This window comes from Shewanella abyssi (genome assembly GCF_023284025.1).
Taxonomy (GTDB): Bacteria; Pseudomonadota; Gammaproteobacteria; order Enterobacterales; family Shewanellaceae; genus Shewanella; species Shewanella abyssi.
On the sequence record NZ_JAKIKR010000022.1, the window covers coordinates 39107 to 63997 of the forward strand.

Consider the following 24891-nt stretch of genomic DNA (forward strand, 5'->3'; position numbering starts at 1 on the left):
GCCATGGCCAATTCTGTTCCATACAGAATTTGGCATTCCCTCCGTCCTTGGAGGTCAGATGGCGCAAAGCGTGCATCAGTAGCGTCTGCACATATGCTGACCGCAGGTCATTGGAACCACTTCTGCCTGAAGGTAACCTACTTTTATCCAACGACGAGTTACAGCGCACAAGCAAAAAAAAAGCGCTCCATTCGGAGCGCCAATCACAAACTGTTGGCCTTAAGCTAGCACTAAACTTAATCCTCGAAGGTGTTGAGAATACCGAGTGCGGCATCGCGACCTTCGGCAATCGCGGTGACCACTAAATCAGAACCGCGGACCATATCGCCCCCAGCAAACACTTTTGGGTTGCTGGTTTGGAATGGGTTGTCGGCCACTTTGGGTGCTTTCACTAAACCCCAGTCGTTGAGTTCGATATCAAAGTCCGCAAACCACTTGGCAGGGCTTGGCTGGAAACCAAAGGCGATAATGATGGCGTCAGCTTCGAGAACCTGTTCGCTGCCCTCCATCGGCACTGGTCGGCGGCGGCCACTGGCATCGGCTTCACCGAGCTGAGTTTCAGTACACTCAATACCCACCACTTTGCCATCGACGGTTTTAATCTCACTTGGCTGGCGGTTAAAGAGGAATTCAACCCCCTCCTCGCGAGCATTTTGCACTTCGCGGCGTGAACCTGGCATATTGGCTTCGTCACGGCGGTAGACACAAGTTACTTTGGTTGCTCCTTGGCGCACTGCAGTGCGGACACAATCCATGGCGGTATCACCACCACCTAACACCACGACTCGCTTACCGGCAAGACTCAGGTAAGGGTTATCAACACACTCTGTGCCCATCACATTATGGGTGTTACCGATAAGGTAGGGCAGTGCTTGATGTACGCCTTGAGCATCTTCGCCAACAAGGTTAGCTTTCATCGCGGTATAGGTACCCATACCGAGGAAAACCGCATCGTAGTTTTCAAGCAACTCTTTAAAGTCGATATCTTTGCCGACGGTAACGCCGAGCTTAAACTCGATACCCATGCCCTCAAGCACGTTGCGGCGCACCTGCATCACCTCTTTGTCGAGCTTGAACGAGGGGATGCCATAGGTGAGTAGACCGCCAATTTGCACATTTTTGTCATAAACCACAGCCTGAACACCATTGCGGGCGAGTATGTCGGCGCAACCTAGGCCTGCTGGGCCGGCACCAATAATGGCAACGCGCTCTTTACGCGGGGTCACCTTGGTCAAATCCGGGCGCCAGCCTTGGGATATGGCGGTATCGCTAATGTACTTCTCCACATTACCGATTGTCACGGCGCCGAACTCTTCGTTAAGGGTACAAGCCCCTTCACACAGTCTGTCTTGTGGGCAAACACGGCCACAGATCTCGGGCAGGGTATTGGTCTCGTGTACCAAGTCTGCCGCTTCCATAATACGGCCCTGTTTCGCTAACTCCAGCCAGTTGGGAATGTAGTTATGCAGTGGGCATTTCCATTCACAATAGGGGTTTCCGCAGTCAAGACAGCGGTCAGATTGCTCTGCTACCTGTTGCTGAGCAAAAGGCTGGTATATCTCTATAAACTGCGTCGCACGTTGCTTGGCAGCGTGTTTAGTGGGGTCTTTGCGACCAACTTCAATAAACTGAAAATCATTGCTCATTTTTACTTACCCCGCTCTGACTGCTAGTGCAGGTTCTGATGGCGTTAACTTTAAAAGATCGCTCAGCTCAACATTTTTAGGTTTGACTAAAATGAAGCAATCTATCCAGTTCTCGAAATCATTTAAGATCATCTTGGCGTGTTCACTGTTGGTCTCTTTAACATGCTGCTCAATCAACTCGCGTAGATGTTGCTGTTGAATCGCTGACTGCACTTTATGGGTGTCGACCATCTCAGTATTGACGCGGCGATTGAAACGGCCGAATTGGTCAAACACATAAGCAAAACCACCTGTCATACCAGCGCCGAAGTTAACGCCTGTGCAGCCTAGTACAACAACGATGCCGCCAGTCATGTATTCACAACCGTTATCACCTAAACCTTCAACCACGGCAATCGCGCCTGAGTTACGCACAGCGAAACGCTCGCCAGCTTGACCCGATGCAAACAATTTACCGCCTGATGCACCGTACAAACAGGTGTTACCTAAAATGGTTGAACGCTCTGACTTGAAGGGACTGCCTAATGGCGGATAGACGCAAATCTTACCGCCTGACATGCCTTTACCAACGTAATCGTTAGCGTCGCCGCACAGCAATAGCTCAAGGCCTGGAGCGTTCCACACGCCAAAGCTTTGGCCTGCACTGCCATTAAATTTAAGCGTGATAGGCGATTTGGCACCATCACGACCGGCATGGGTAGCAATGTAACCCGAAAGGCTGGCTCCCACTGAGCGGTCAGTATTGTTGATGTTGAACATCTCACAAATTGACTGGCCAGCTAATACCGCCTCTTTGCAATCCTCAACCAGACGTTGATTTAAGCTGCCTGGATCTAATGGTGGATTAGTCTCTTGCCATGTCACGGCCGAGGTTGCTGGCACTTGAGGACGATATAGAATGGGCGTTAGATCTAAACCTTGCTGCTTAGCGGTTTCGCCCTCTAATGCCGTTAACCAATCACTACGGCCAACAAGCTGTTCAAATTCAGTGACACCTAAGTCCGCCATGTACTCGCGGATCTCTTGCGCGACAAACTCAAAGTAAGTCATCACTCGCTCAGGCAAGCCGTGGTAATGCTCGTTACGCAGTTGCTTGTTTTGGGTGGCGACGCCCGTTGCACAGTTGTTGAGATGACAAATACGCAGGTATTTACACCCCAGTGCAATCATAGGCACGGTACCAAAACCAAAGCTTTCGGCGCCAAGCAGCGCGGCTTTAATGACGTCTTTACCGGTTTTTAAACCGCCATCCACCTGCAAGCGAATTTTATGACGTAGGCCGTTGGTCACTAGCGACTGATGCACTTCTGCAAGCCCTAGTTCCCATGGACTGCCGGCATACTTTACCGAGGTAATGGGGCTAGCGCCTGTACCGCCGTCATAACCTGAAATGGTGATCATATCGGCGTAGGCTTTAGCGACACCGGTAGCGATAGTGCCGACGCCTGGCTCTGATACCAGTTTCACCGAGACTAAGGCCTTAGGGTTTATCTGTTTCAAATCAAAGATCAGCTGGGCTAAATCTTCAATCGAGTAGATGTCATGATGTGGTGGCGGTGAAATAAGGGTGACGCCGGGGCGCGCATTACGCAGCGCGGCAATTTCAACACTGACCTTATCACCAGGCAGTTGTCCCCCTTCACCCGGCTTAGCGCCTTGGGCGATTTTAATCTGTAATACTTCGGCGTTGACTAAGTAATGTGCCGTCACACCGAAACGGCCTGAGGCAACCTGCTTGATGGCTGAGTTACCTTCAGTGTTAAAGCGGCGTGGGTCTTCTCCGCCTTCACCTGAGTTTGAGCGACCGCCAAGGCGGTTCATTGCCACCGCTAGTGCTTCGTGAGCTTCAGGGCTAAGGGCACCGATACTCATGGCTGCGCTGTCAAAACGGCTGAACAGTGTTTTAGCGGCTTCGACGTTGGCAACATCAACGGCTGGCAGCTCGCCTTTAACTTCAATCAAGTCTCTTAAGGTGGCAATAGGGCGGTTATCGACTAATTCAGTAAAGCGTTTGTAGTTAACGTAATCTTGGTCGCGAAGGCTCGCTTGCAAGGTATTAACCACATCTGGGTTAAAACAATGGTATTCACCGCCTGCAACGTATTTTAGTAATCCGCCTTGGGGCAGTTGCTGATGTGCTCTAAAGGCAGCCTTATGCAGCAGTTGTTGATCTTGTTCAATCAACGCAAAACTCGCGCCTTGAATACGGCTAATGACGCCGTTAAAGCACAACTCAACCACTTCATCAGCGAGACCAACAGCTTCGAACTGTTGACTACAACGGTAAGAGGCGACTGTACTAATGCCCATCTTCGACATGATCTTACGCAGACCTTTGTCGATGCCCTGACGGAAGTTGAGCATTAAGTCACGGGTGTTTTCAACGCCATTACGTTTAGCGAGATCTGAGATGCACTCATACACCAAGTAGGGGTAAATGGCGGTGGCACCAAAGCCAAGCAGTACCGCGAAATGATGTGGGTCACGCGCAGATGCGGTTTCAACAATAATGTTGGTGTCGCAGCGTAGGCTCTTGTTGACTAATATTTGCTGCACGGCGCCGACAGCCATGGCCGCCGGAATAACCTGTTTAGACTTAGCGGTGGCGCGGTCTGATAACACCAGCAGTGTGGATCCCGTTCTTGCGAGTCGCTCGGCTTCATCACAGATACGTTTAACGGCGGCTTCAAGACCTTCGCTTAAGTCGTAATTGAGATCGATAGTGTTAGCGCGATAGTAGGTGCTATCTAATGCCATCAGCTGATTAAAATCGCTAAACAGCAGCACCGGTGAATTGAACATCACGCGATAAGCGTGTCCGGTGGTTTCATTAAATAAGTTTTGCTCACGACCGGCGCAGGTGGTGAGTGACATCACGTGTTTTTCACGCAATGGATCTATGGGTGGATTGGTTACTTGAGCAAACTTTTGACGGAAGTAGTCGTAGATAGTACGCGACTTTTTCGACAATACTGCCATTGGCGTATCATCGCCCATTGAACCTGTCGCTTCTTCGCCTCGTTGCGCCAGAACCCAAATAACTTGTTCTAGCTCTTCGCGGGAATAACCAAACTGCTTTTGATATTGCAGCAGTTGCTCGTCACTGTATTCACGTTTACCTTGCTCATTAGGACCAAAATCTTCAGCGGGCTTGAGTACTTTACTGTTCTTCGACATCCACTCTTTGTATGGGTGGCGACGTTTAAGATCGTTATCAATCTCAAACGAAGAGTACAGCTGACCATTTAAGGTATCGAGTACCAGTAGCTCACCTGGGCCAACGCGGCCTTTCTCAATCACTTCATCTGGAGCGTAGTCCCAAATACCAACCTCTGAGGCCAAGGTTAAAATACGGTCTTTAGTGATGACATAGCGTGATGGGCGCAAACCGTTACGATCGACGGCGCACGCAGCGTGGCGGCCATTGGTCATGACAATGCCTGCAGGGCCATCCCAAGGTTCCATGTGCATAGAGTTAAAGTCATAGAAGGCTTTTAATTCGGCATCCATTTCTGGATTACTCTGCCACGCTGGTGGAATAAGCAAGCGCATGGCTCGGTACAAGTCCATACCGCCGGCTAGCAGCATCTCTAGCATGTTATCTAGTGCTGATGAATCTGAACCGGTTTCATTGACGAATGGCGCTGCTTGCTGCAAGTCAGGTAATAGCGGCGCATGAAACTTGTAGGCACGGGCTCGTGCCCATTGACGGTTACCGGCAATGGTATTGATCTCACCATTGTGGGCTAAATATCTAAAAGGCTGTGCCAATGGCCACTTTGGTGAGGTATTGGTAGAGAAGCGCTGGTGGAATAAACAGATAGCGCTTTGCAGGCGTATATCGGCCAAATCACTATAAAATGAGGGCAGATCCGCTGGCATCATCAAGCCTTTATAGACGATGACCTGGCCGGATAAACTGGCAATATAAAAATCTTTATCATGGCTCAGTTGCTGCTCTACGCGGCGTCTTGCCATATAGAGGCGGCGTTCTAAGTCTTTTTCGCGCCAACCAATGGGGGCGTTAATCAGTACTTGAACGATTTGCGGCTGACTTGCTTTGCCGATAGGGCCTAAGACGTCAGGATTAACGGGCACATCTCGCCAACCTGCCACACTCAAGGTTTCTTTCTGTAGCTCTTGCTCTAGTAAGTGCTTGGTCTGTGTTGCCAACTCTTTATCTTGGCTAAGAAAAAGCATACCCACAGCAAAACGGCGGCTTAAATGCCAATCATTCTCTACAGCAATTGCTTTAAAAAATTCCGTAGGCAGTTGCATCAATAATCCACAACCATCACCGGTACGTCCATCTGAGGCAATACCACCACGGTGTTTCATGCGGTCCAATCCCTGAATCGCGGTACGTACTATACGGTGACTCGCTTCACCGTCCATTTGAGCGATAAGCCCAAAACCACAATTGTCCCGTTCAAAACTTGGATGATATAAGCTCATTGGTACACTCCCTAACTTCAACTGATACACCTCGGGAGAAAAAGCACAAAATATCTATATATATGCACCCGAATCAACCAAATTAACCCTAAGCGCACTAAAGGTCAAACCAATTTATTGCATAACTTTTACACTAAGCTAGCTAATTCATACGCTTGGTCGACTAGGTTTACCTTTACGTAAACTGTGAATTGCCACCTATAACCTTCTGAATAAAAAGAATTTTAAATTTAGAGTTTGCTTCTGTTTACCTGATTGTAACAATAGCTGTGATTACAGCCTATTTACAGAAAGTGATTTTTATTGCAAATACAGTGAAATGATAGTCACTTCAAGGTCTGACTAATTATGCATAAGCTAATATAATTACTCGGTTAATGTGTAGCGGATAAAGATTGCAACGAAATTATGGTTATTTGAGCTAGCGCTAATTAATGATTTGCAGAAATGAATAGAATGGCGCAAATTTTTAGGTTAGGTGGTTTACTTTGGGCTTGGATAGTTACGTTAATACGTTTGGCAGTGTATGTAAGCAGCGATATGGGGAGCGGATCCGTAAGCTGACCATTGACGCCAAATTTACCTGTCCAAACCGAGATGGCACGCTTGGCAAAGGTGGATGCACTTATTGTAACGTGGCCTCGTTTAGCCATGAGCATAAAACTGAACTGTCGATACCTGCGCAGTTAAGCCAAGGCCGTGAGCGACTATCAACTAAACCCTCTAAGTACATTGCTTACTTTCAGGCGTACACCAGTACTTATGACGAGTATTTAGTACTAAAGCAGAAATACGATGAAGCGATACAAGACAGCGACATTGTCGGATTATGTGTCGGTACGCGTCCTGATTGTGTGCCAGATGAAGTGATTGCTTTACTCGCTGACTATCAACAGCAAGGGCTAGATGTGTGGTTAGAGCTGGGCCTGCAAACGGCGAATAATCGCACCTTAAAGAAGATCAATCGCGGCCATGATTTTGAAACCTATGCAGATACGGTAAAACGCGCCCGAGAAAAAGGCATTAAAGTCTGTACTCATCTGATTTTGGGCTTGCCTGGTGAAGGCCATGCTGATTACCTCAATACGTTAGATAAAGTGTTGGACGCGGGTGTTGATGGATTAAAGCTGCACCCGTTACATATTGTAGAGGGTAGTACCATGGCTAAAGCCTGGCGCAACGATAAAATGGATCTGTTAGCCATAGAGGATTATGCCTACAGTGTGGGAGAGTTAATCCGTCGTACTCCTACAGACATTATCTTCCATCGAGTGACAGCTTATGCTAAAAAACCTATGCTATTAGCACCAGATTGGTGTGCTTTTCGTTGGGATGGTTTAGTGGCTATTGTCGATGATTTAAAAGCCAAAGGTGCGCAAGGCAGCAGTTTGGCTACAGCTCAAGCAAAGATGACTTAAGTGGTTTGTAGTACTGTTAAATCTCGCGGGGTAAAAATCGCTAGATTTAGCAATTAGTGATACCTTTTGATTAAATCTAGGTTAATAAAAGGTTAAATTGGCAATGAATTTAGCTACATATGTCACTAGTGGTTGCGCCCACCATTTTAGCGGGTATTATGTGGTAAAATCGTCTTTTAAATACACGGCAAACATTTTGAGAGGTGCCTAGATGGCAACAGCTGAATTAGAATCAATTTTGGATCTTAATACACTGGAGCAGTACTGCAGTGCAATTGGCGCAGGTACGCTACTTAAAAGTGTCGTATTGTTTGAACAACTAATGCCAGAATATGTCGGCAATCTAGTTAACGCTCATGAAGCGAAAGATAAAGATACACTGTGCAGTGAAGCTCATAAGTTTAAGGGCGCTGCTGGTTCTGTAGGCTTAAAGCGTATTCAACAGTTCGCGCAGTTATTACAGCACGGTGAAGAAGCTGCATGGGACAATGATCATTCAGCTTGGTTAAACGAAATTGTTAACCATGGTCCTAGCGATCTGCAAGAATTAAAGCGTTATCTTGAGTCAAAAGCATAGGCTCTGATGCAAATATTGAGATGGCGCTGTTTAGGTAACTAAACAGCGCCATTTTTTTTACTCATGATTGTGTTGATAAAACAGTTTGCGTTGCTTCACACTCTACCGCCGTTATTAAAGTGAATGGAGGGTAAAGTGTGATAGAGTTAAATAGAACCTTTCGATAAATAACGTCATTGGTAATCTGCTTTATGAAACATCTTCCTAGTCTGAAAAATCTGTTTTATTTGGTTAATTTACATCAAGAACAAAATTTTAATCGCGCTGCTAAAATTTGCCATGTTAGCCAGTCTACGCTCTCAAGTGGGATTCAAAACCTTGAAGAGCAATTAGGACATCAACTTATTGAGCGTGATCACAAATCATTTATCTTCACCGCCATTGGTGAAGAGGTGGTGTTGCGTTCACGAAAATTGCTAACGGATGTTGATGATTTAGTCGAACTGGTTAAGCATCAAGGTGAACCCATGACTGGCGAAATCCGCTTGGGCTGCATCCCCACTATTGCACCGTTTTTATTAAGTCGAGTGGTTCAGCACTGTAATGAAGTTTATCCTAATCTGACCTTGTTATTAAAAGAGGACACCACTGATAGGCTGGTCGATGCATTAGGTAAAGGTGAGCTAGATCTTTTGTTACTTGCATTACCCGTTGATACCAGCGGTTACCATAGTATGAAAGTGGGTATAGACCCGTTCAAAATGGTAGTGCACCAAGAGCTAACTGACGAGATCCATGAGCCGATTGATTATCAAGATTTGCCAGATGAGAGCATTTTCTTATTGCAGGCTGAACATTGTATTACCGGCCATGCCATTAGCGCATGTCAGTTAGCTGAGAGCACTAAAATCAATCCATTTTCGGCGACAAGTTTGCACACGCTAGTGCAGATGGTGAATTGTAAGTTGGGCACCACATTCTTACCGCAAATGGCGATAGATGCAGGGATTTTAAATAATACTGATTTGGTCACCATGGCTCCGCCTGGCGAAACACCTTATCGGGATATTGGTCTTGTTTGGCGTCAGACATCTAGCCGCATCCTGACATTTAGAACCTTGGGGTTAGAGATCCAGAAGCTACTTGAACAAGCTCGGTAAAGCGATTTATCTCTGTGTTTAGTCCTGAAACTAAAAAAGCCGATAGATAACTATCGGCTTTTTTATTGCTATTTATTACTGCTTTCTAGACGGGTTTTTTGGGCGTGACACCATAAACATCGATAGAGTGCTGTTTACCTTTTAGCTTAATCGGGCCAAGGCTATTGAGGTTATAGCGGGTATCAGCAAAGTCGAGGCGTGACTTTAAAGAACCTGAGATCAGCATTCTTTGACCGAGTGGATTACACTGATCTTGTAGTCTTGCCAAGGTATTGAGTACATCACTAAAGAAACTAATCTCTTGTTTTTGAACACCCACAACGGCAGCCACAACTTGGCCACAATGAGCCGCAGATTTAAACTTGGGCACAAAACCGTATTGCTCTTCAAAATAAAGCCTCTGCCAGCTTAGTTGCTGAGAAAAGTCATGATAGATATTAAAGCAGCGGTCTTGCTTTACCCCATCTTTAAGTGGCCAATGTATGAGGACAGCATCTCCCATATAACGGTAGATTTCGGCTTCATTATTGGTGACAGTATCTGCTAATAAGCTAAAACTATCTTGGATCAAGCGGCTAAAGCGGTAATCACCTAATGATTCAGCATGAGTGGTAGAAGCCACCATATCCAGATAAAGGAATAATCGTTGTTCATATCGAGGCTTATGGTATTTACCTAGGCCAATATTAAATAGCACTCTAGGGCCAACGAGTAGCGCCATTTGTTCGATAAACGCCAGCCCCACTCGCACCACCACTAAGTAAACGATAAGCGCTTGGAAAGCAGGGCTATAGAGAACATGTGCCGTTAGCATCTGTCGTAAGGTGGTCATGTGGTTTTCGATTGCCCACATGTTGAGATACTGGGTAATGTAGGCGAGCGTGGTCGCGCCTAATAACAGAAACAAGCCTTTAAAGATGACAGAGAACACGTAGGGTAAGCGGTTAATGGCGCTAAAGTCAGCAATCAGGTTTGACATCCAGTGCAGGCTGCCGAAAATAATTCCCATGTAAATTGAAAGCGTCGCTAAATCAGCGGAACCAATGGCCCACTGAGGAAGTTCAGGCGTTTGCGCGTATCTAAAAAATACGAAGGCCGCCATGGCTACAGTCCAAGCGAAAATAGCGAAGGTTAACTTTTTCGCTTGTCTACGTGCTCTCACGATTTAGGGGGTATCCAACAGCTGCTGTTTTTACGATGGGCTAGTTTATAGAACATCACCCTACTATTTCCAGTAGTATTTGTGATCTAAGTCAAATTGTTGTGAGTTTTTGCGCCAAATTTACTTAAATATGACCAGAAAGGATTTTTTGAGTGAATTGTGTCTTCAAATAAAAGCCACGAGGGTTGGTTTTAGACAATGCACCATTATGGTCAATACTTTGGGTGAGCACCTGACTGTTGGCTGCTTTTGGACGCATTTGCAGTACTTCGCCTTGGCGTGCTGTGATACTTTCGACTTTGCCCATGGCGATGAGCTCCATTATCTCTTCCCAATCTTGCTTTAATAATGCCGTCTCTTCAGCGGATGGACACCACAATATTGGCGAGCCTATTTGACGATCTGAAAGTGGGATCTCTCTGGCGCCTTGAACAGGGATCCAAAGTACGCTTTGCAGTTTATGGCAAACGACGCTGTTCTCCCATGTTAGCCCTTGAATATTTGTCAGCGGCGCGACGGTAACATAAGTGGTTTCGAGTACCTTGCCGACTTGGTTAACAGGGATCGTTTTCAACTCTACCCCTAAATGAACAAAATCGGGTTCAGGTCTAGAGCCGGCAAGAGCGCCAAGTTCCAATTCAATTAACTGACCGACCCAACCTTTGTGTCGCTTTAGATCTTTTGGTGATTCAACTTGATGGTAGTTTGCTAGTTGTCCAAGGGTAATCCCTGCCATCGCTTCAGCGCGCGACATAAGCTCTTCAAGTGTACGGGGTGGTTGAGTAGATTTTTTCATAGCAAATATTTTACTAAATTTTTGCCATATAGCAAATGTGGTTAAAATATGGGCTAAAGTTTCAGTATCTAGAAATACTGCGGGTTAAATAAATGTAAGTTATTGAATATAAATATTTAAAGCCATTATTGATTATAGTCCTAGTGTGACTTGTTCAGGTTACTCCTGTGCTTTCCCTGTTTTTCCAACATAGTTATCCACAGTTTTATTGGATAACTTCAGTTTTTAGCCGCTCTACTGCAATGAATGTGATCTGTCAATGGCATTTTAAGGGTAATAAGCGCTTTTTTCTGGCGCTGTATACTTGAATTTGTGAATAACATCATTATCGCAGCCTTCAGATTTTAGATTTTTAATTGACTGGTTAAATATCGTACAGTTAAGGTTTGCTTAAGGTTATCAATCGTTACGGTTGCACCTAAATAATTGATTTGCATGGATTTAAAGTGCGGCGTGAATCAGTGCTTTGTTTTGGTAACTGATGGTTGTAGTGAGGTTATTTGGACTTCTAGATAGTTTCCAACAGAGATATCCACAGATTCTGTGGATATCATTGGCTTTGAACTAGGACTCCTGTTGATAAGGTTGGTGATTACTTAGATTTATCCAACGAATATGCGGAACAGATATTTGCTGCAACGCGAGCTTTGTGAAACAATCAATTCATTAATAGTTAATAGATTGGAGTCCATGTGATTGATAGTGACGGCTTTCGCGCAAATGTGGGCATCATTATCTGTAATCGCTCTGGGCAGGTTATGTGGGCTAGAAGATTTGGCCAACATTCCTGGCAATTTCCTCAAGGTGGCGTTGATGAAGGTGAGTCAGCAGAAGAAGCCATGTATCGTGAGTTATACGAAGAAGTAGGATTAAAGCCAGAACATGTGCAAATTCTAACATCTACACGATCTTGGTTACGCTATAGACTACCGAAGCGATTGATCAGACAAGATAGTAAACCCGTTTGTATCGGGCAAAAACAAAAATGGTTTTTATTGCAGTTAAAAAGCGCTGAAAGTGCCATTAATTTAAATGCCAGTGGTCACCCTGAGTTCGATGATTGGCGCTGGGTCAGTTATTGGTATCCCGTTAGACAAGTGGTGTCATTTAAACGCGATGTTTATCGAAAAGTGATGAAAGAGTTTGCGCCGACAACACTGCCTTTGCAGATTAAAGAGTCGATACCTAAAAGAAGAGGTATGCGCAGAAGCTAAATAAGGGAGGTTTGCGTTAGTGCTAAAAACACTTAGGGATATAACACAAGTTGTAGCTTCAGCCAGAGATCTTGAATTTGCGTTAGAGCAGCTTGTAACGCAAACCAAATTAGCCATGGCAACAGAATGTTGCTCTGTCTATATACTGGAAGAGCAACAACTTGTCCTATCTGCAACAGACGGACTAGAACCCAATGCTGTTAATCGTGTGAGTATGCCACTGACTCAAGGGTTGGTCGGCTTGGTAGCGCAGCGTGAAGAAGCGGTAAACCTTGCAGATGCATCCGCTCACCCTAGATTTAAGTTACTTCCACAAGTGTCAGAAGAAGCCTATAGCGCATTTCTGGCTGTTCCCATCGTGTATCAAAAGTCTGTAATAGGCGTTATCGTCGTTCAACAAAGCCAAGCAAGGCTATTTAGCGAGGGAGAAGAAGCTTTTTTAATGACGCTTGCGGCGCAGCTCGCCATGGCGATTAAAGGGCTAAAGCGCAGAGCGGTCGTGAACCACACTGCACAGCAACCGCTATATTACGAGGGTAAATCAGCCTCTAAAGGGATAGCGATTGCTAAAGCCCTACTACTCGGTGGGCAGATATCGTTTAATCTAACAGAAATTAAGATTACTGCGTTTAGCCAGGAAGAGGTGCGGCTTAAATTGGCGATGAACCGCTGTAAGGATATTCTTGGTGGCTTATCTCAACGTTTTGATAGAGAAAAAGATCAAGAAGCAGCGTCGATTTTTACTGCATTATTGCTGTTACTTGAAAAAGCCAGCTTAGGCGGCGAGTACATAAAAGAGATTAGGTTAGGCTGGAGCGCAGAAACGGCAGTATGCCGTGTGTCTAAACGTTATATTGCTCATTTTAATAACATGGAAGATCTCTATCTAAAAGAGCGTGCCAGCGACATCAAAGATATTGGCCGCCGTGTACTACGGCAATTGATTGAGCCAGAGAAGATCATTCTTGAGCCAGAAACTCCGGTTATTTTGATTGTTCGAGAAGCGAGTACCACCTTACTGGCTGAATTCCCAAGACAGAAACTCGCAGGTATCGTGACTGAACTCGGTGGGGTTAACTCCCATGCAGCGATATTAGCTCGAGCATTAGGCGTGCCCGCCATCATCGGCGTTAATGGTATTTTGAATGCTGACCTTGATAAACGGCAAATGATTATCAACGCCAATAGAGGCCTGTTACTGGTTGAGCCTTCGGCAACCATATTATCTGAATATAAAAGTCTAATCGCGGCAGAGAAAGCGCTGCAACGTCGATATGCCGCAGAATTACCTTTACCGACGGTGACGGTTGATGGCTTAAGAGTTTATCTTTATATCAACAGTGGTTTGATTAGCAGTATTGACTCCGATACGGGCTGTGATTCTGACGGGATCGGTTTATACCGCACCGAAATATTGTTTATGTTGAAGCAGTGTTTTCCTGGTGAGCAAGAGCAGTTAGAGATCTATCGAAAAGTACTCACAGCTGCCAAAGGTAAGCCGGTGGTGATGCGTACATTGGATGTTGGTGGTGATAAGCCGCTTGATTATTTCCCGATCGTTGAAGATAACCCTTTTCTCGGTTGGCGAGGAATAAGGCTTAGTTTAGACCACCCTGAATTGTTTTTAGTGCAGTTAAGGGCAATGCTACAAGCGGCAAGTGTTCCTGACCAGTTACATGTTTTGCTGCCGATGGTGAGTAACTTGGAAGAGATTGACCTTGCGTTAGTCTACTTTGAACAAGCGCATCAAGAGCTCACGGCTGAGCTTGGTAGAGTCGTATCTATGCCTAAGGTCGGCATCATGTTGGAAGTCCCCGTATTACTCTATCAGTTAGATGAAGTGGCACAGCGGGTCGACTTTGTCTCTGTTGGTTCAAACGATTTAACCCAATACCTGCTTGCTGTAGATCGTAATAACCCAAGTGTAAATGCACTTTTTGATAGTTACCACCCTGGGGTGCTTCGGGCACTTAAATTTGCCGTCGATCGCTGCAAAGCCAATCAACTGCCTATTAGTGTGTGCGGTGAATTGGCTGGCGAACCTACGGGTGCTATTTTGTTAGTCGCCATGGGATACGATCAACTCAGTATGAACCAAGCCAGTTTATCTCGGATAAATTATCTATTGCGTCGAGTCTCTAAAAAGGAGCTCAGTGCGCTGTTAGATGAAGCGCTTGCGCTTGGCTCTGGAGAGGAGGTAAAGTCGCTTGTCAGCGATTATTGCGAGAAAAAAGGCATCGTGGCTCTGCTTAACTAGGGTTGGCTATTAACTAACTGAGCCGATTGCTTTAAGCTTGGAGCATAATCGAATATTTTAAGGGTATTAGCGTGGAAAACTGGCTGGTAGTATTTAGCATATGTCTGGCGCTTGGTGCTGTTATCGGTTTCATGGCTGGGTTATTGGGTATTGGCGGCGGGCTAATTGCTGTACCAGCGCTATTGCATATATTACCCAGTGTCGGCGTTCCGGCTGAACATTTGCCCCATGTTGCCATTGCGACGTCACTCGCGGCGATAATTCTTACCTCCTTATCTTCTGCTCGTGCCCACCACAAACGCGAAAATATCCCTTGGGAGCTTTTTCGCTCCATGCTGCCAGGCTTTGTCCTTGGCGCAATTTGTTCCGGTTTTATTTCAGAACTAATAACAGCGAGCTTGTTACAACAGATCTTTGCTATTTTTGTCATGCTGATGGCTATTCAAATGGCTTTCCCGATGAAGCCAAACTCAAGTCGTGCAATGCCCAGCGCTATAAAGCTATTTTTAGCTGCGGTAATAATTGCGCTAATCGCTGGGTTGATGGGGATTGGCGGTGGTGTACTCATTATTCCGTTCCTAACTTGGTGCGGATTACAGATGCGTTATGCAATAGGCTTTTCATCAGCAACGGGTTTACTCATCGCGCTCTTTGGTAGTATTGGTTATACATTGGCAGGGTGGAATGTTGCTTCATTGCCGGAGGGGACATTAGGCTTTATCTATCTACCTGCATTACTCGGTATTGTGGCCACATCGATGTTCGTTGCACCATTTGGTGCCAAGGCTGCGACCAATTGGCCAACGGCTAAGTTGAAAAAAATATTTGCCCTGTTCTTGGCCATTGTCGGTCTGAAGCTGGTACTAACATAATGCTACTACAGTAAGAGAGTAGCTTGTCATTGAAATTGAACCGGCGCTAATTCGGTCATTTTGTTTTTATAGGTAAATTGTCATGAAACAGTATTTAGCACTTTGTCAAAGGATCCTTGATGAAGGTACATGGGTTGAAAACAGTCGCACTGGTAAACGCTGCCTAACAGTGATTAATGCCGACCTGATCTACCATGTTGATAAGAATGAATTCCCGTTAATTACCACTCGTAAGAGCTTTTGGAAAGCGGCGATTGCTGAGATGCTTGGTTATATACGTGGTTACGACAATGCAGCTGATTTTCGTCAAATTGGTGCCAAAACCTGGGATGCAAATTCTAACGATAACCAGGCTTGGCTCGATAACCCCTATCGTAAAGGAACTGACGATATGGGACGGGTATACGGTGTCCAAGGCCGCAGTTGGAGTAAACCTGATGGTGGCTCAATTGACCAATTACGTAAAATTGTTGATAACCTTTCAAAAGGCATTGATGACCGCGGTGAGATTTTAAGTTTTTACAATCCAGGTGAGTTTCATATGGGCTGTTTAAGGCCTTGTATGCACACCCATAATTTCTCGTTACTTGGCGATACACTGCATCTGACCAGTTTTCAACGTTCTTGCGATGTGCCACTAGGGCTTAACTTTAATCAGGTACAAGTGTTTACGCTGTTGGCGTTAATAGCACAGATTACCGGCCTTAAAGCCGGTACCGCCTATCACAAAATTGTTAATGCCCACATTTATGAAGATCAGTTGCAGCTGATGCAAAATGTACAGTTAATCCGCAGTCCATTTGCATCACCAAAGTTATCCATAAATCCAGATATTAAATCATTAGAAGATTTGGAAACATGGGTAACAATGGCTGATTTTGAAGTGACAGGTTATGAGCATCACGACGCTATAAAATACCCATTCTCGGTGTAATCGCAATTAAATTGACTCGCTTTGATCGTTATTTTCGAGGCGAGTCATTTTGTAGAACTGAATGTTTAGTCAGCATTTTGCTAGGGAAACCGATGCTTGATAGATAGTTTACCCATTTAAACGCTCGAAACAGCTTTTTTTCTAACAAATATCCCTTATTAGTTGCTCATATTTCATCATCTATTTTTCCGTTTGATATTTAGTCATCTCAGGCTCATACTTGATACCTCGGATATTCCGATGTATACGGCTGATGCAAACGATTATTCAGTTTGTATGTAATCGGCTACACTCGTTACATTGAGATTTTATGGAGCGTAATATGGAACGGGCTATTAGGAACTTTTTAAGCCAAGAGTCAGCTGGCGGCATTCTTTTGATGATCGCAGTTGTGCTAGCAATGATTTTAGCAAACTCGCCACTAGCGGGAATGTACCAAGGTTTTCTTGATACAGAGATGCAAGTGCGTGTGGGCAGTTTAGATATTGATAAAACATTAATTCACTGGATTAATGATGGCCTTATGGCACTTTTCTTTATGCTTATTGGTTTAGAAGTGAAAAGAGAGCTGCTAGAAGGGGCATTATCGAGTAGAGCGCAGGCGTCATTACCGACCTTTGCTGCCATTGGGGGCATGGTTTTCCCTGCTGCTGTGTATCTTATTTTTAACTACTCTGACCCTATTACACAAGTCGGCTGGGCTATTCCTGCTGCTACCGATATCGCTTTTGCGTTAGGGATCATGGCGCTTTTAGGAAGCCGAGTTCCGGTATCATTAAAAGTGTTCTTGCTAGCGTTGGCCATTATCGATGACCTAGGTGTGGTTGTTATCATCGCCTTGTTCTATAGCACAGATTTATCGACGATAAGCTTAATGGTGGCTGCTGCAGCGATTGTTGGTCTGGTAGGACTCAACCGAAAAGGTGTTACCGCGCTCGGCCCCTACGGTGTATTAGGCATGATCTTGTGGATAGCGGTATTGAAGTCAGGTGTTCATGCCACGTTAGCCGGCGTTATTATCGCTTTCTGTATTCCGCTGCGCGCTAAAGATGGTTCTTCACCATCGGAAAGTTTAGAACATAGCCTGCACCCATGGAGTACGTTCATCATCTTGCCTATCTTCGCTTTCGCTAACGCTGGAGTAGATTTAAGTGGCATGAGCTTAAGTTCATTGTTATCGCCTGTACCATTAGGCATAGCATTGGGCCTACTTGTCGGTAAGCCATTGGGTATTATGCTATTTAGTTATCTTGCGGTAAAACTAAAGTTAGCTGTTTTACCTGATGGCGTCGGTTGGAATCAGATCACGCCAGTGGCAGTGATGTGTGGTATTGGTTTTACAATGTCTATGTTTATCTCTTCGCTTGCCTTTGTTGGTGAGGGGCAGGTATATGGCGATTATGCCAGACTGGGCATTCTATTAGGTTCATTTGCTTCGGCCGCAATAGGTTACTTTTGGTTATCTAAAGTATTGCCAGAGAAAGGAGACAAAGCATGAGAATAGCCCTATTAGCACTGGTATTAACACTAGGCTTTAGCACTGCTGTATCGGCGACACAGATTAAGGCCTGTAATGAAGATACAAAAGATGCCCACTGCCTGAACTACTTAGAAGGTGTCGTAGATGGCGCTCTTATGTATAAAGGCGCTGCAGTTGGTGAACGTTTAGAGTCAGATAGTTACCAGTCTCGCGCGCTAAAATATCGAGGGGGTAAACGTTTTCAAGAAGCGAACCGTACCTTCTGTCAGAGCCGAATTCCTGATAGAGACGTGCTAGTCGCAGGACTTGCTGAAGCCTTTAGCGTCGGCAAAATTGAAACTACAGATGATCTATCAACGGCAATGTTTGGTCTAATGGACTGCCAACGTTTAAAGTAGCTCAATAGCAAAACAGGGTGGCATTTTTGTCACCCTGTTTTGTATTAACAATGGCATTTAATATGGCAAACCTTAACTACAACCATCTGTACTATTTCTGGATGATCCAAAAGAAAGGCTCGGTGGCGAAAGCAGCAGAAGCATTATGTTTAACACCGCAAACAGTAACAGGCCAAATCCGCGTGTTAGAAAATAGCCTTAAAGGGAGTTTATTTAAGCGCGTTGGCCGTTCTTTAGAGCCTACAGAACTCGGTGAGCTGGTATTTCGTTACGCAGATAAAATGTTTAGCCTTAGCTATGAGATGCTAGACCTTCTTAATTATCAAAAAGATGACAATATTCGATTTGAAGTAGGGATTGCCGCGGCATTGTCAAAAGCGCTCACAAGCCGAGTATTGTTGTCAGTGGTTCCTAGTGATGGCTCGATGCATTTGGCCTGCTATGAGGCAACGCATGAAAGCTTAATGGAGCGGCTCAGAGCCCATAAGTTGGATATGATTTTGTCTGATTGCGCCGGTGAAAGTCTTAAATACCCAGAGATCCTCTCTAAACAGCTAGGCGAGAGTGGTATTGCCTTTTTCGCTGCTGAGACCTATTCAAAACCGTTTCCTGAGTGTTTGGAACAAGGCAAATTACTTATACCTAGTCGAGGCACGTCTTTAGGGCAGCAGTTAGTGCGTTGGTTTGATGAAAAAAATCTAAACGTTAGTATATTAGGTGAGTTTGATGATGCTGCCATGATGAAAGCATTTGGTTTTTTCAAGCAAGGCATATTTGTTGCTCCGTCAATATACAAGCAAGATATTTTGGCCCACGGGATGACGCTACTGGGTGAAACTACGGATATTAAAGAGGTGTATCATGTGATGTTTGCTGAACGTATGATCCAGCACCCAGCAGTTAAACGTCTATTGAGTACCGATTTTTCTGAACTGTTCGCGGGTAATGATGTGACAGTACAACAGCTATAATCATACTCTCCTGTTAGGTGTATCCAGAGGCCATTTAGGTATACACTAGCGGCATTGTTAAAGATGGAGTAACAAACTTGTCAGAATTAATGCCAGAACCCATGAAAATAGCAAGAGTCAGATGGGCTTGTCGTAGAGGCATGTTGGAGCTAGATGTGTTGTTACAACCTTTTGTTGAACAGCATTATGAAGCCATGTCTAGTGCTGACAAAAATATTTTTGTTAGGCTGTTAGAGTCTGAAGACCCGGAGCTTTTTGCGTGGTTTATGGGACATGAGCTCTGCAAAAATCCTGAATTTGCTGAGATGATAATTAGAGTTCGTGGGCGCCCAGCAGCATAGTTTTCATCTTTCCAGCTCTTTCGACCAACGACTCTCGTTGGTCGTTGTTGCGAGTCTCTGTTTCAGCTCTTTTATGATTTGGCCTTATGGTGAGTCATTGAGCTATCTTTTTTGTAAAGCACTAATCTTTATCTTATGTATCAGCTATTTTAGTTGGCAGTTTTGGCAACTAAAATACTGGTCTTGTCAGTTTATATTATCTGCAAAAGGTAATGGTCGACTTAACCAAAAGCACGGCTTTGTGATCAGAGGCAAACCTATTATTACACCGTTTGCGCTGATGTTTGATATCCAATGCGGGACTGAAGTCAAAAGGCTGTTGGTATGGGCTGATATGTTAGACGACACAAGCTATCGTCATCTGTGTCGTCTGTTGTTGCAATCTTATCAAAGCCGGCTCAATCCGTCTTTATGAAGCTTGCTTATTTGGGCTGTAATATTGTCGGTTTAGACAAGGGATCTTTATTCGGATGATCGATGTTGTAGTGCAAGCCGCGACTCTCTTTTCGCTCCATTGCACAGCGGATAATAAGTTCAGCAACTTGGACTAGGTTACGCAGCTCTAGCAGGTTATTACTGACTCTAAAGTTGCTGTAATACTCTTGGATCTCTTGCTGTAGCATGGCGCATCGTCTTAAGGCGCGCTCTAAACGTTTATCGGAGCGAACGATACCAACGTAATCCCACATAAATAACCGCAGTTCATGCCAGTTATGGGCGATAACAACCTCTTCATCTGAATTTGAGACTTGGCTTTCATCCCAAGCCGGAAGTGTGCCCGGCATCGGGATCTTTCCCAGTTGGCTTTCAATGTCTTCGGCTGCGGCTCTGGCAAAAACCAGGCATTCAAGTAATGAATTACTGGCAAGGCGGTTGGCACCGTGCAGGCCTGTATAGGCGACTTCACCGATGGCATATAAACCATTTAAATCAGTCTGACCATGGAGGTCGGTCATCACACCACCACAGGTATAGTGTGCAGCAGGCACGACTGGAATGGGATCAGTGGTTATATCGATACCAAACTCAAGACAGCGCTTATGAATGGTCGGGAAGTGCTTAATAACAAAATCTGCCGGTTTATGACTAATGTCTAAATAGACACAATCTGAGCCTAACCGTTTCATCTCAAAGTCAATTGCACGAGCGACAATATCACGCGGCGCCAGTTCGGCTCTGTCATCAAATTCAGGCATAAAGCGGGAGCCATCAGGTCGACGTAAAAATGCGCCTTCGCCTCTTAAGGCTTCTGTCAGCAAAAAGTTACGTGCATCTGCGTGATATAAGCAAGTCGGGTGAAATTGATTAAATTCCATGTTGGCAATCCGGCAACCAGATCGCCAAGCCATAGCAATGCCGTCGCCTGAGGCGACATCAGGATTTGATGTGTACTGGTATACTTTCGAGCAGCCACCCGTCGCCAACGCGACGAAACGTGCTTTTACTGTCTCGACCTGTTCTAAATTACGGTTCCAGATATAAGCACCCTGTACTCGGTTACCAGGACGGTTTAGCTTACGAGTGGTGATTAAATCAATGGCATTGTAGCGTTCTAGTACCTGAATATTTGGGTGGCGTCTTGCTTGCTCTTGCAGTGTGACTTGTACTTCTTTACCTGTGGCATCAGCGGCATGCAAAATACGGCGATGGCTATGACCGCCTTCGCGGGTTAAATGATAAGGCGCATCTTCCGGACTGCCATCTGTCGTTTCCTCTTTATCGAAGGCAACACCGCATTCGATTAACCATTGCATGGCGGCTCTTGCATTTTCAGCGGTAAACTTAACGACTGGCTCGTCACAAAGTCCTGCTCCAGCAACTAAAGTATCAGCAACATGGGACTCAATGGTGTCATTTTCGTCAAAAACAGAGGCGATACCGCCCTGAGCATAATAGGTTGAACCTTCGCTAAGTGGACCTTTGGAAAGTAAAATAACTTTAGAATTTTCAGCAAGATGTAGAGCTAAAGTGAGGCCGGCAGCACCACTGCCAATAACCAAAATGTCAGATTGGTGTTCAACTACTTGTTTCATCAGGTATCATAGAGTGATCTGGGAGTTAGACCATGTTAAACCAAGATGCTGCATATGGATACTTATCAGGGTTCATTTCTGTTTGGTTTAGCTTCTACACGGGCTTTATCTTTGTTGTGTTAGGTGCATATTGTCTCATTCTCCCTGATGAATTTGCAGGTATTTGGTAGCTTAAAATAGCAAGGTAGCGTTAATTTGAATGTGGGAGAGTGCATATTGAGTGCAGATATGCTGATGATAAGAAACTAATTGTCCAATAAACTGTGGCGGAAAGCAGTTTGTTAGCCTGATATTAGGCTGTTGATAGAGTATTAGTTTACTTCCCCTTAAAAGAAAATGACATTTTTGCAAATTTTTATAGAACTTTTTTGAAACTCGCTAGTCTACATAAGTGAATATGATTCGAGCGGCTGAGAAATCAGTATTAGATTTAGGAGTAGTCGGCTCGGATGAGTGGACAAATAAGTGATCAACAGTTAGTTGAGCGCGTACAGCGTGGTGATAAAAACGCTTTTAACCTTTTGGTACTAAAATATCAAAACAAGGTCGCAAATTTGATATCGCGTTATGTGCGAAATCAAGCTGACGTTGCAGATGTGTCGCAAGAAGCTTTTATTAAAGCCTATCGAGCGTTACCGAACTTTAGGGGTGAAAGTGCGTTCTACACATGGTTGTATCGCATTGCAGTCAATACTGCAAAGAATCATCTGGTCGCACAAGGGCGTCGAACGCCTGCGAATGATGTCGATGTTGAAGAAGCTGAATATTATGATGGCAGTGACGCGTTAAAGGAGTTTGCATCTCCCGAACGGTTAGTCTTGTCAGAAGAGATTCAAAAGGTCGTTTTCGACACTTTAGATACATTGCCAGAAGAATTAAAGATGGCAATCTCACTGAGAGAACTTGATGGTATGAGTTACGAAGAGATTGCTAATGTCATGGATTGCCCTGTAGGCACTGTAAGGTCACGGATCTTCAGAGCGCGAGAGGCAATCGATAAAAAGCTTAAGCCGTTGCTAGAAAACTAGCACCCTTGATAAAGATAGGTGAAAAATGGATAAATTAGGTCAGGAATGGGTATCTGCTGCAGTCGATGGTGAACTCGACGAGCAAATGTTAGCTGAGTTAGCGGCTGACGTAGATTCCCATGAACAGTGGCGTGATTATCATATGATTGGTGATGCAATGCGTGGTGAATTACCGCAAACAGTATCAGTGGATCTCAGTGCCAGTATTATGGCCGTTATTGATGAAGAGCCAGCAATTATCGCTCCTAAGCAATCGACAGTTAAAGCCAAGCCTGCAATAAGTAACGTTGTGCCATTTTTCAAACAATTTGGCCAATATGCAATTGCTGCATCGGTAGCTATGGTCGCCGTGGTAGGTGTACAGAATTATAATCAAGAGACATTGCTTGATAATTCACCATTACCTGTTTTGAATACTCGTCCATTAATTGGTAGCGCATCGCCAGTAAGCCTGCAAACTGGCGCAGTTCAGCAAAACCAGAGCTATACCAATGAGCAAGTTGTTGACCAGCGTCGTCGTATCAATGCCTATATTCAAGATCATTTGTTACAACAGAGATTGAATAATGGTGTCAATATAGAGGACAATAGCGAGGTAGATACAATACCTGTCAATCAGTAACAAGGAGTTAGCTTGCGTCTAATCCTATTGGCTATCTTAGCCATAAGTCTTCCCGCGATGGCGCAGGAAGACATATCCGCCAAAGCTTGGCTAGAAAATATGAGCCAAGCACTGCGTGAACAAGAATTCAAAATATCCCTTATCCAAATTCAAGCCGATCATATTCGTCCGTTGGTGTATATCCATGGCAAGGTAAATGGTCAAGAAGTGGCATTTTTAGAGCATCTCAATGGACCACCAAAGAACGCGGTGCGTGTCGGGAATACCGTCACCTTTATTGAGCACGATCAACCCGCCTATAGTGTCCATGCAAACCGCATTCAAGGTGTCATTCCAGCCGCTTTTGCTGATGATGTCTCTAAGCTTGAAGCGGGTTATAAGTTTGTGTTGGGTGGCCGTAGCAGAATAGCCGGAAGACCAGGGCAGTTAGTGCGCATTATTCCCAATGATACTAATCGTTATGGTTATCAAGTCTGGTTAGATATGGACACCTATTTACCACTGCGACTCGATATGATTAACAACGATAAGCAGCTATTAGAGCAGCTTATGGTGGTTGAACTGCTAGTGTTGGAAGAGGTGCCTTCGATATTGAAAGAGGCACACAAGCAAGAATGGCCTGCTGTTATGGCGCAGTCTGAGCGTGCTGGTGCAGAAGATTGGCAGTTCGGCTGGTTACCAGAAGGCTTTAAAGTACTGGTAAAAGATCAGCATCGACTCATTGGCAGCAAGGAGGCGGTTGAGTACATTGCCATTAGTGATGGTTTAGCCAGTATCTCTGTCTATGTAGCCAAAGCAGGTGAAGCACCACTGCCCGACGAACTTGTCACACGTAATGGCTTATCACTTGCCAGTGAACGTGTTGGTAATGCTGAGGTTGTTGCTGTGGGTAAAGTGCCTGCGGAAACATTGAGCCGTATCGCCAAAAGCATCATGCTGCAGTAAGGTTTTTATACCCGTTCTACGTTAATACGCCTAGAACTGAGCTGGCACAACGTCTCTGAAATGAGCATTTTCAAGTTGAATGGGTACATATTATGATGGAAGAGGTTGCCAAAGTTGTCGCAAACAGCAACTCTGGCTGGGTCGTTGTTGAGGTTGAGATGAAGAGTGCCTGTAATCACTGTGAAAGTAGTGATTCTTGTGGCACATCAGCTGTCGCGAAAGCCTTTTCTGCAAAAGTTCAGCGTTTTTCGATTCAAACTGAGGGTGTTTTTGCTCAAGGGGAGCGCCTAAAGCTTGGCCTTCCTGAAAGCGTCATTCTAAAAGCCGCTTTATTGGTTTATATCCTGCCATTGTTAGGTTTCTTTATCGGCGCTTATAGTGGCAACCTCTTTGCAATAGGTTTAGAGGTAAATCAAGACCTGTTATCGATTGCAGGGGCGCTCATTGGTGGCGTTAGTGCTTGGGCTATAGGCAAAAAATGGGCGATAGCTTTAGAGGAAAAGGCACTGCCAATCATCATTAAATCGCTTGGCAGACCAATAGATATAGCACAATAACCGCAGTTACCTAGCCGCAGTTTTAATATTCCATTGCAAAATCATTTTAAAAATTGGTATTAAAGCCGCAATCGGGTACAATTCT

General features: G+C 44.9%; 21 protein-coding genes. 16 read left to right on the forward strand and 5 right to left on the reverse strand.

Features of this window, described 5'->3' with window-relative positions; all coding sequences use genetic code 11:
* Positions 1-236: 236 nt before the first annotated feature.
* Both L2755_RS11310 and gltB read right to left on the reverse strand, forming a co-directional pair.
* Positions 237-1646 carry an FAD-dependent oxidoreductase gene (locus L2755_RS11310; RefSeq protein WP_248980801.1) on the reverse strand — a complete coding sequence of 470 codons (1410 nt, stop codon included), beginning with the start codon at positions 1644-1646 and terminating at the stop codon, positions 237-239.
* A 6-nt stretch (positions 1647-1652) separates the two neighbouring features.
* Positions 1653-6101, reverse strand: a complete 4449-nt coding sequence (gltB, locus tag L2755_RS11315; RefSeq protein WP_248980802.1) for a glutamate synthase large subunit — start codon at positions 6099-6101, stop codon at positions 1653-1655.
* A gap of 488 nt (positions 6102-6589) precedes the next feature.
* On the opposite strand from gltB, the gene mnmL reads away from it, so the two are divergent.
* The 3 genes from mnmL to oxyR all read left to right on the forward strand — a co-directional run bounded on the left by mnmL (position 6590) and on the right by oxyR (position 9196).
* Complete coding sequence (gene mnmL, locus L2755_RS11320; RefSeq protein ID WP_248980803.1) at positions 6590-7519, forward strand: tRNA modification radical SAM protein MnmL/YtqA; 930 nt, start codon at positions 6590-6592, stop codon at positions 7517-7519.
* A 211-nt stretch (positions 7520-7730) separates the two neighbouring features.
* Complete coding sequence (locus L2755_RS11325) at positions 7731-8096, forward strand: Hpt domain-containing protein (protein ID WP_248980804.1); 366 nt, start codon at positions 7731-7733, stop codon at positions 8094-8096.
* Between the two features lie 191 nt (positions 8097-8287).
* On the forward strand, positions 8288-9196 hold the full coding sequence (gene oxyR / locus L2755_RS11330) for a hydrogen peroxide-inducible genes transcriptional activator OxyR (protein ID WP_248980805.1): 909 nt from the start codon (positions 8288-8290) through the stop codon (positions 9194-9196).
* A gap of 85 nt (positions 9197-9281) precedes the next feature.
* Here oxyR and L2755_RS11335 read toward each other — a convergent pair whose 3' ends face one another.
* Together L2755_RS11335 and mutH are read right to left on the reverse strand one after the other, a co-directional pair.
* Positions 9282-10358, reverse strand: a complete 1077-nt coding sequence (locus L2755_RS11335; protein ID WP_248980806.1) for an adenylate/guanylate cyclase domain-containing protein — start codon at positions 10356-10358, stop codon at positions 9282-9284.
* Between the two features lie 124 nt (positions 10359-10482).
* On the reverse strand, positions 10483-11154 hold the full coding sequence (gene mutH, locus L2755_RS11340) for a DNA mismatch repair endonuclease MutH (RefSeq protein WP_248980807.1): 672 nt from the start codon (positions 11152-11154) through the stop codon (positions 10483-10485).
* Positions 11155-11846: 692 nt separating this feature from the next.
* Between mutH and rppH the strand changes: the two genes are divergently transcribed.
* The 9 genes from rppH to L2755_RS11385 all read left to right on the forward strand — a co-directional run bounded on the left by rppH (position 11847) and on the right by L2755_RS11385 (position 20036).
* Positions 11847-12368, forward strand: coding sequence for an RNA pyrophosphohydrolase (gene rppH / locus L2755_RS11345; RefSeq protein ID WP_248980808.1), 522 nt, complete (start codon positions 11847-11849; stop codon positions 12366-12368).
* Positions 12369-12387: 19 nt separating this feature from the next.
* On the forward strand, positions 12388-14625 hold the full coding sequence (gene ptsP, locus L2755_RS11350; protein ID WP_248980809.1) for a phosphoenolpyruvate--protein phosphotransferase: 2238 nt from the start codon (positions 12388-12390) through the stop codon (positions 14623-14625).
* A gap of 71 nt (positions 14626-14696) precedes the next feature.
* Positions 14697-15497 carry a sulfite exporter TauE/SafE family protein gene (locus L2755_RS11355; protein ID WP_248980810.1) on the forward strand — a complete coding sequence of 267 codons (801 nt, stop codon included), beginning with the start codon at positions 14697-14699 and terminating at the stop codon, positions 15495-15497.
* A gap of 82 nt (positions 15498-15579) precedes the next feature.
* Positions 15580-16431, forward strand: a complete 852-nt coding sequence (locus L2755_RS11360; RefSeq protein ID WP_248980811.1) for a thymidylate synthase — start codon at positions 15580-15582, stop codon at positions 16429-16431.
* Between the two features lie 322 nt (positions 16432-16753).
* Positions 16754-17929, forward strand: a complete 1176-nt coding sequence (nhaA, locus tag L2755_RS11365; protein ID WP_248980812.1) for a Na+/H+ antiporter NhaA — start codon at positions 16754-16756, stop codon at positions 17927-17929.
* The gene (locus L2755_RS11370; RefSeq protein ID WP_248980813.1) at positions 17926-18309 is read left to right on the forward strand and encodes a hypothetical protein; all 384 of its coding nucleotides are present in this window, start codon (positions 17926-17928) and stop codon (positions 18307-18309) included. The genes nhaA and L2755_RS11370 overlap by 4 nt, the downstream gene beginning before the upstream one ends.
* Before the next feature lie 62 nt (positions 18310-18371).
* Positions 18372-19280: a transcriptional activator NhaR gene (nhaR, locus tag L2755_RS11375; RefSeq protein WP_248980814.1), complete on the forward strand. Its 909-nt coding sequence runs from the start codon at positions 18372-18374 to the stop codon at positions 19278-19280.
* Positions 19281-19369: 89 nt separating this feature from the next.
* Positions 19370-19621, forward strand: coding sequence for an FAD assembly factor SdhE (locus L2755_RS11380; protein WP_248980830.1), 252 nt, complete (start codon positions 19370-19372; stop codon positions 19619-19621).
* Positions 19602-20036, forward strand: coding sequence for a protein YgfX (locus L2755_RS11385; RefSeq protein WP_248980815.1), 435 nt, complete (start codon positions 19602-19604; stop codon positions 20034-20036). The genes L2755_RS11380 and L2755_RS11385 overlap by 20 nt, the downstream gene beginning before the upstream one ends.
* Before the next feature lie 7 nt (positions 20037-20043).
* On the opposite strand, the gene nadB is transcribed toward L2755_RS11385, so the two are convergent.
* Entirely contained in the window at positions 20044-21654 is a 1611-nt protein-coding gene (gene nadB / locus L2755_RS11390) for an L-aspartate oxidase (protein WP_248980816.1), read from the reverse strand.
* 449 nt (positions 21655-22103) lie between these two features.
* Here nadB and rpoE point away from each other — a divergent pair, with 449 nt between their 5' ends.
* The 4 genes from rpoE to L2755_RS11410 all read left to right on the forward strand — a co-directional run bounded on the left by rpoE (position 22104) and on the right by L2755_RS11410 (position 24806).
* Positions 22104-22682 (forward strand): RNA polymerase sigma factor RpoE, encoded by a 579-nt coding sequence (gene rpoE, locus L2755_RS11395; protein WP_248980817.1) that lies wholly within the window; start codon positions 22104-22106, stop codon positions 22680-22682.
* A gap of 25 nt (positions 22683-22707) precedes the next feature.
* Positions 22708-23304, forward strand: a complete 597-nt coding sequence (locus tag L2755_RS11400) for a sigma-E factor negative regulatory protein (RefSeq protein ID WP_248980818.1) — start codon at positions 22708-22710, stop codon at positions 23302-23304.
* A 12-nt stretch (positions 23305-23316) separates the two neighbouring features.
* Positions 23317-24249 carry a MucB/RseB C-terminal domain-containing protein gene (locus L2755_RS11405; RefSeq protein WP_248980819.1) on the forward strand — a complete coding sequence of 311 codons (933 nt, stop codon included), beginning with the start codon at positions 23317-23319 and terminating at the stop codon, positions 24247-24249.
* Positions 24250-24341: 92 nt separating this feature from the next.
* Entirely contained in the window at positions 24342-24806 is a 465-nt protein-coding gene (locus L2755_RS11410) for a SoxR reducing system RseC family protein (RefSeq protein ID WP_248980820.1), read from the forward strand.
* Positions 24807-24891: the final 85 nt, after the last annotated feature.

Excerpts from the sequence above, each read along its gene's own strand:
- L2755_RS11310 (WP_248980801.1), bottom strand. The coding sequence starts at position 1,646 with ATGAGCAATGATTTTCAGTTTATTGAAGTTGGTCGCAAAGACCCCACT.
- gltB (WP_248980802.1), bottom strand. The coding sequence starts at position 6,101 with ATGAGCTTATATCATCCAAGTTTTGAACGGGACAATTGTGGTTTTGGG.
- L2755_RS11325 (WP_248980804.1), top strand. The coding sequence starts at position 7,731 with ATGGCAACAGCTGAATTAGAATCAATTTTGGATCTTAATACACTGGAG.
- oxyR (WP_248980805.1), top strand. The coding sequence starts at position 8,288 with ATGAAACATCTTCCTAGTCTGAAAAATCTGTTTTATTTGGTTAATTTA.
- mutH (WP_248980807.1), bottom strand. The coding sequence starts at position 11,154 with ATGAAAAAATCTACTCAACCACCCCGTACACTTGAAGAGCTTATGTCG.
- L2755_RS11360 (WP_248980811.1), top strand. The coding sequence starts at position 15,580 with ATGAAACAGTATTTAGCACTTTGTCAAAGGATCCTTGATGAAGGTACA.
- nhaA (WP_248980812.1), top strand. The coding sequence starts at position 16,754 with ATGGAACGGGCTATTAGGAACTTTTTAAGCCAAGAGTCAGCTGGCGGC.
- L2755_RS11370 (WP_248980813.1), top strand. The coding sequence starts at position 17,926 with ATGAGAATAGCCCTATTAGCACTGGTATTAACACTAGGCTTTAGCACT.
- nhaR (WP_248980814.1), top strand. The coding sequence starts at position 18,372 with ATGGCAAACCTTAACTACAACCATCTGTACTATTTCTGGATGATCCAA.
- L2755_RS11380 (WP_248980830.1), top strand. The coding sequence starts at position 19,370 with ATGCCAGAACCCATGAAAATAGCAAGAGTCAGATGGGCTTGTCGTAGA.
- nadB (WP_248980816.1), bottom strand. The coding sequence starts at position 21,654 with ATGAAACAAGTAGTTGAACACCAATCTGACATTTTGGTTATTGGCAGT.
- rpoE (WP_248980817.1), top strand. The coding sequence starts at position 22,104 with ATGAGTGGACAAATAAGTGATCAACAGTTAGTTGAGCGCGTACAGCGT.
- L2755_RS11400 (WP_248980818.1), top strand. The coding sequence starts at position 22,708 with ATGGATAAATTAGGTCAGGAATGGGTATCTGCTGCAGTCGATGGTGAA.
- L2755_RS11410 (WP_248980820.1), top strand. The coding sequence starts at position 24,342 with ATGATGGAAGAGGTTGCCAAAGTTGTCGCAAACAGCAACTCTGGCTGG.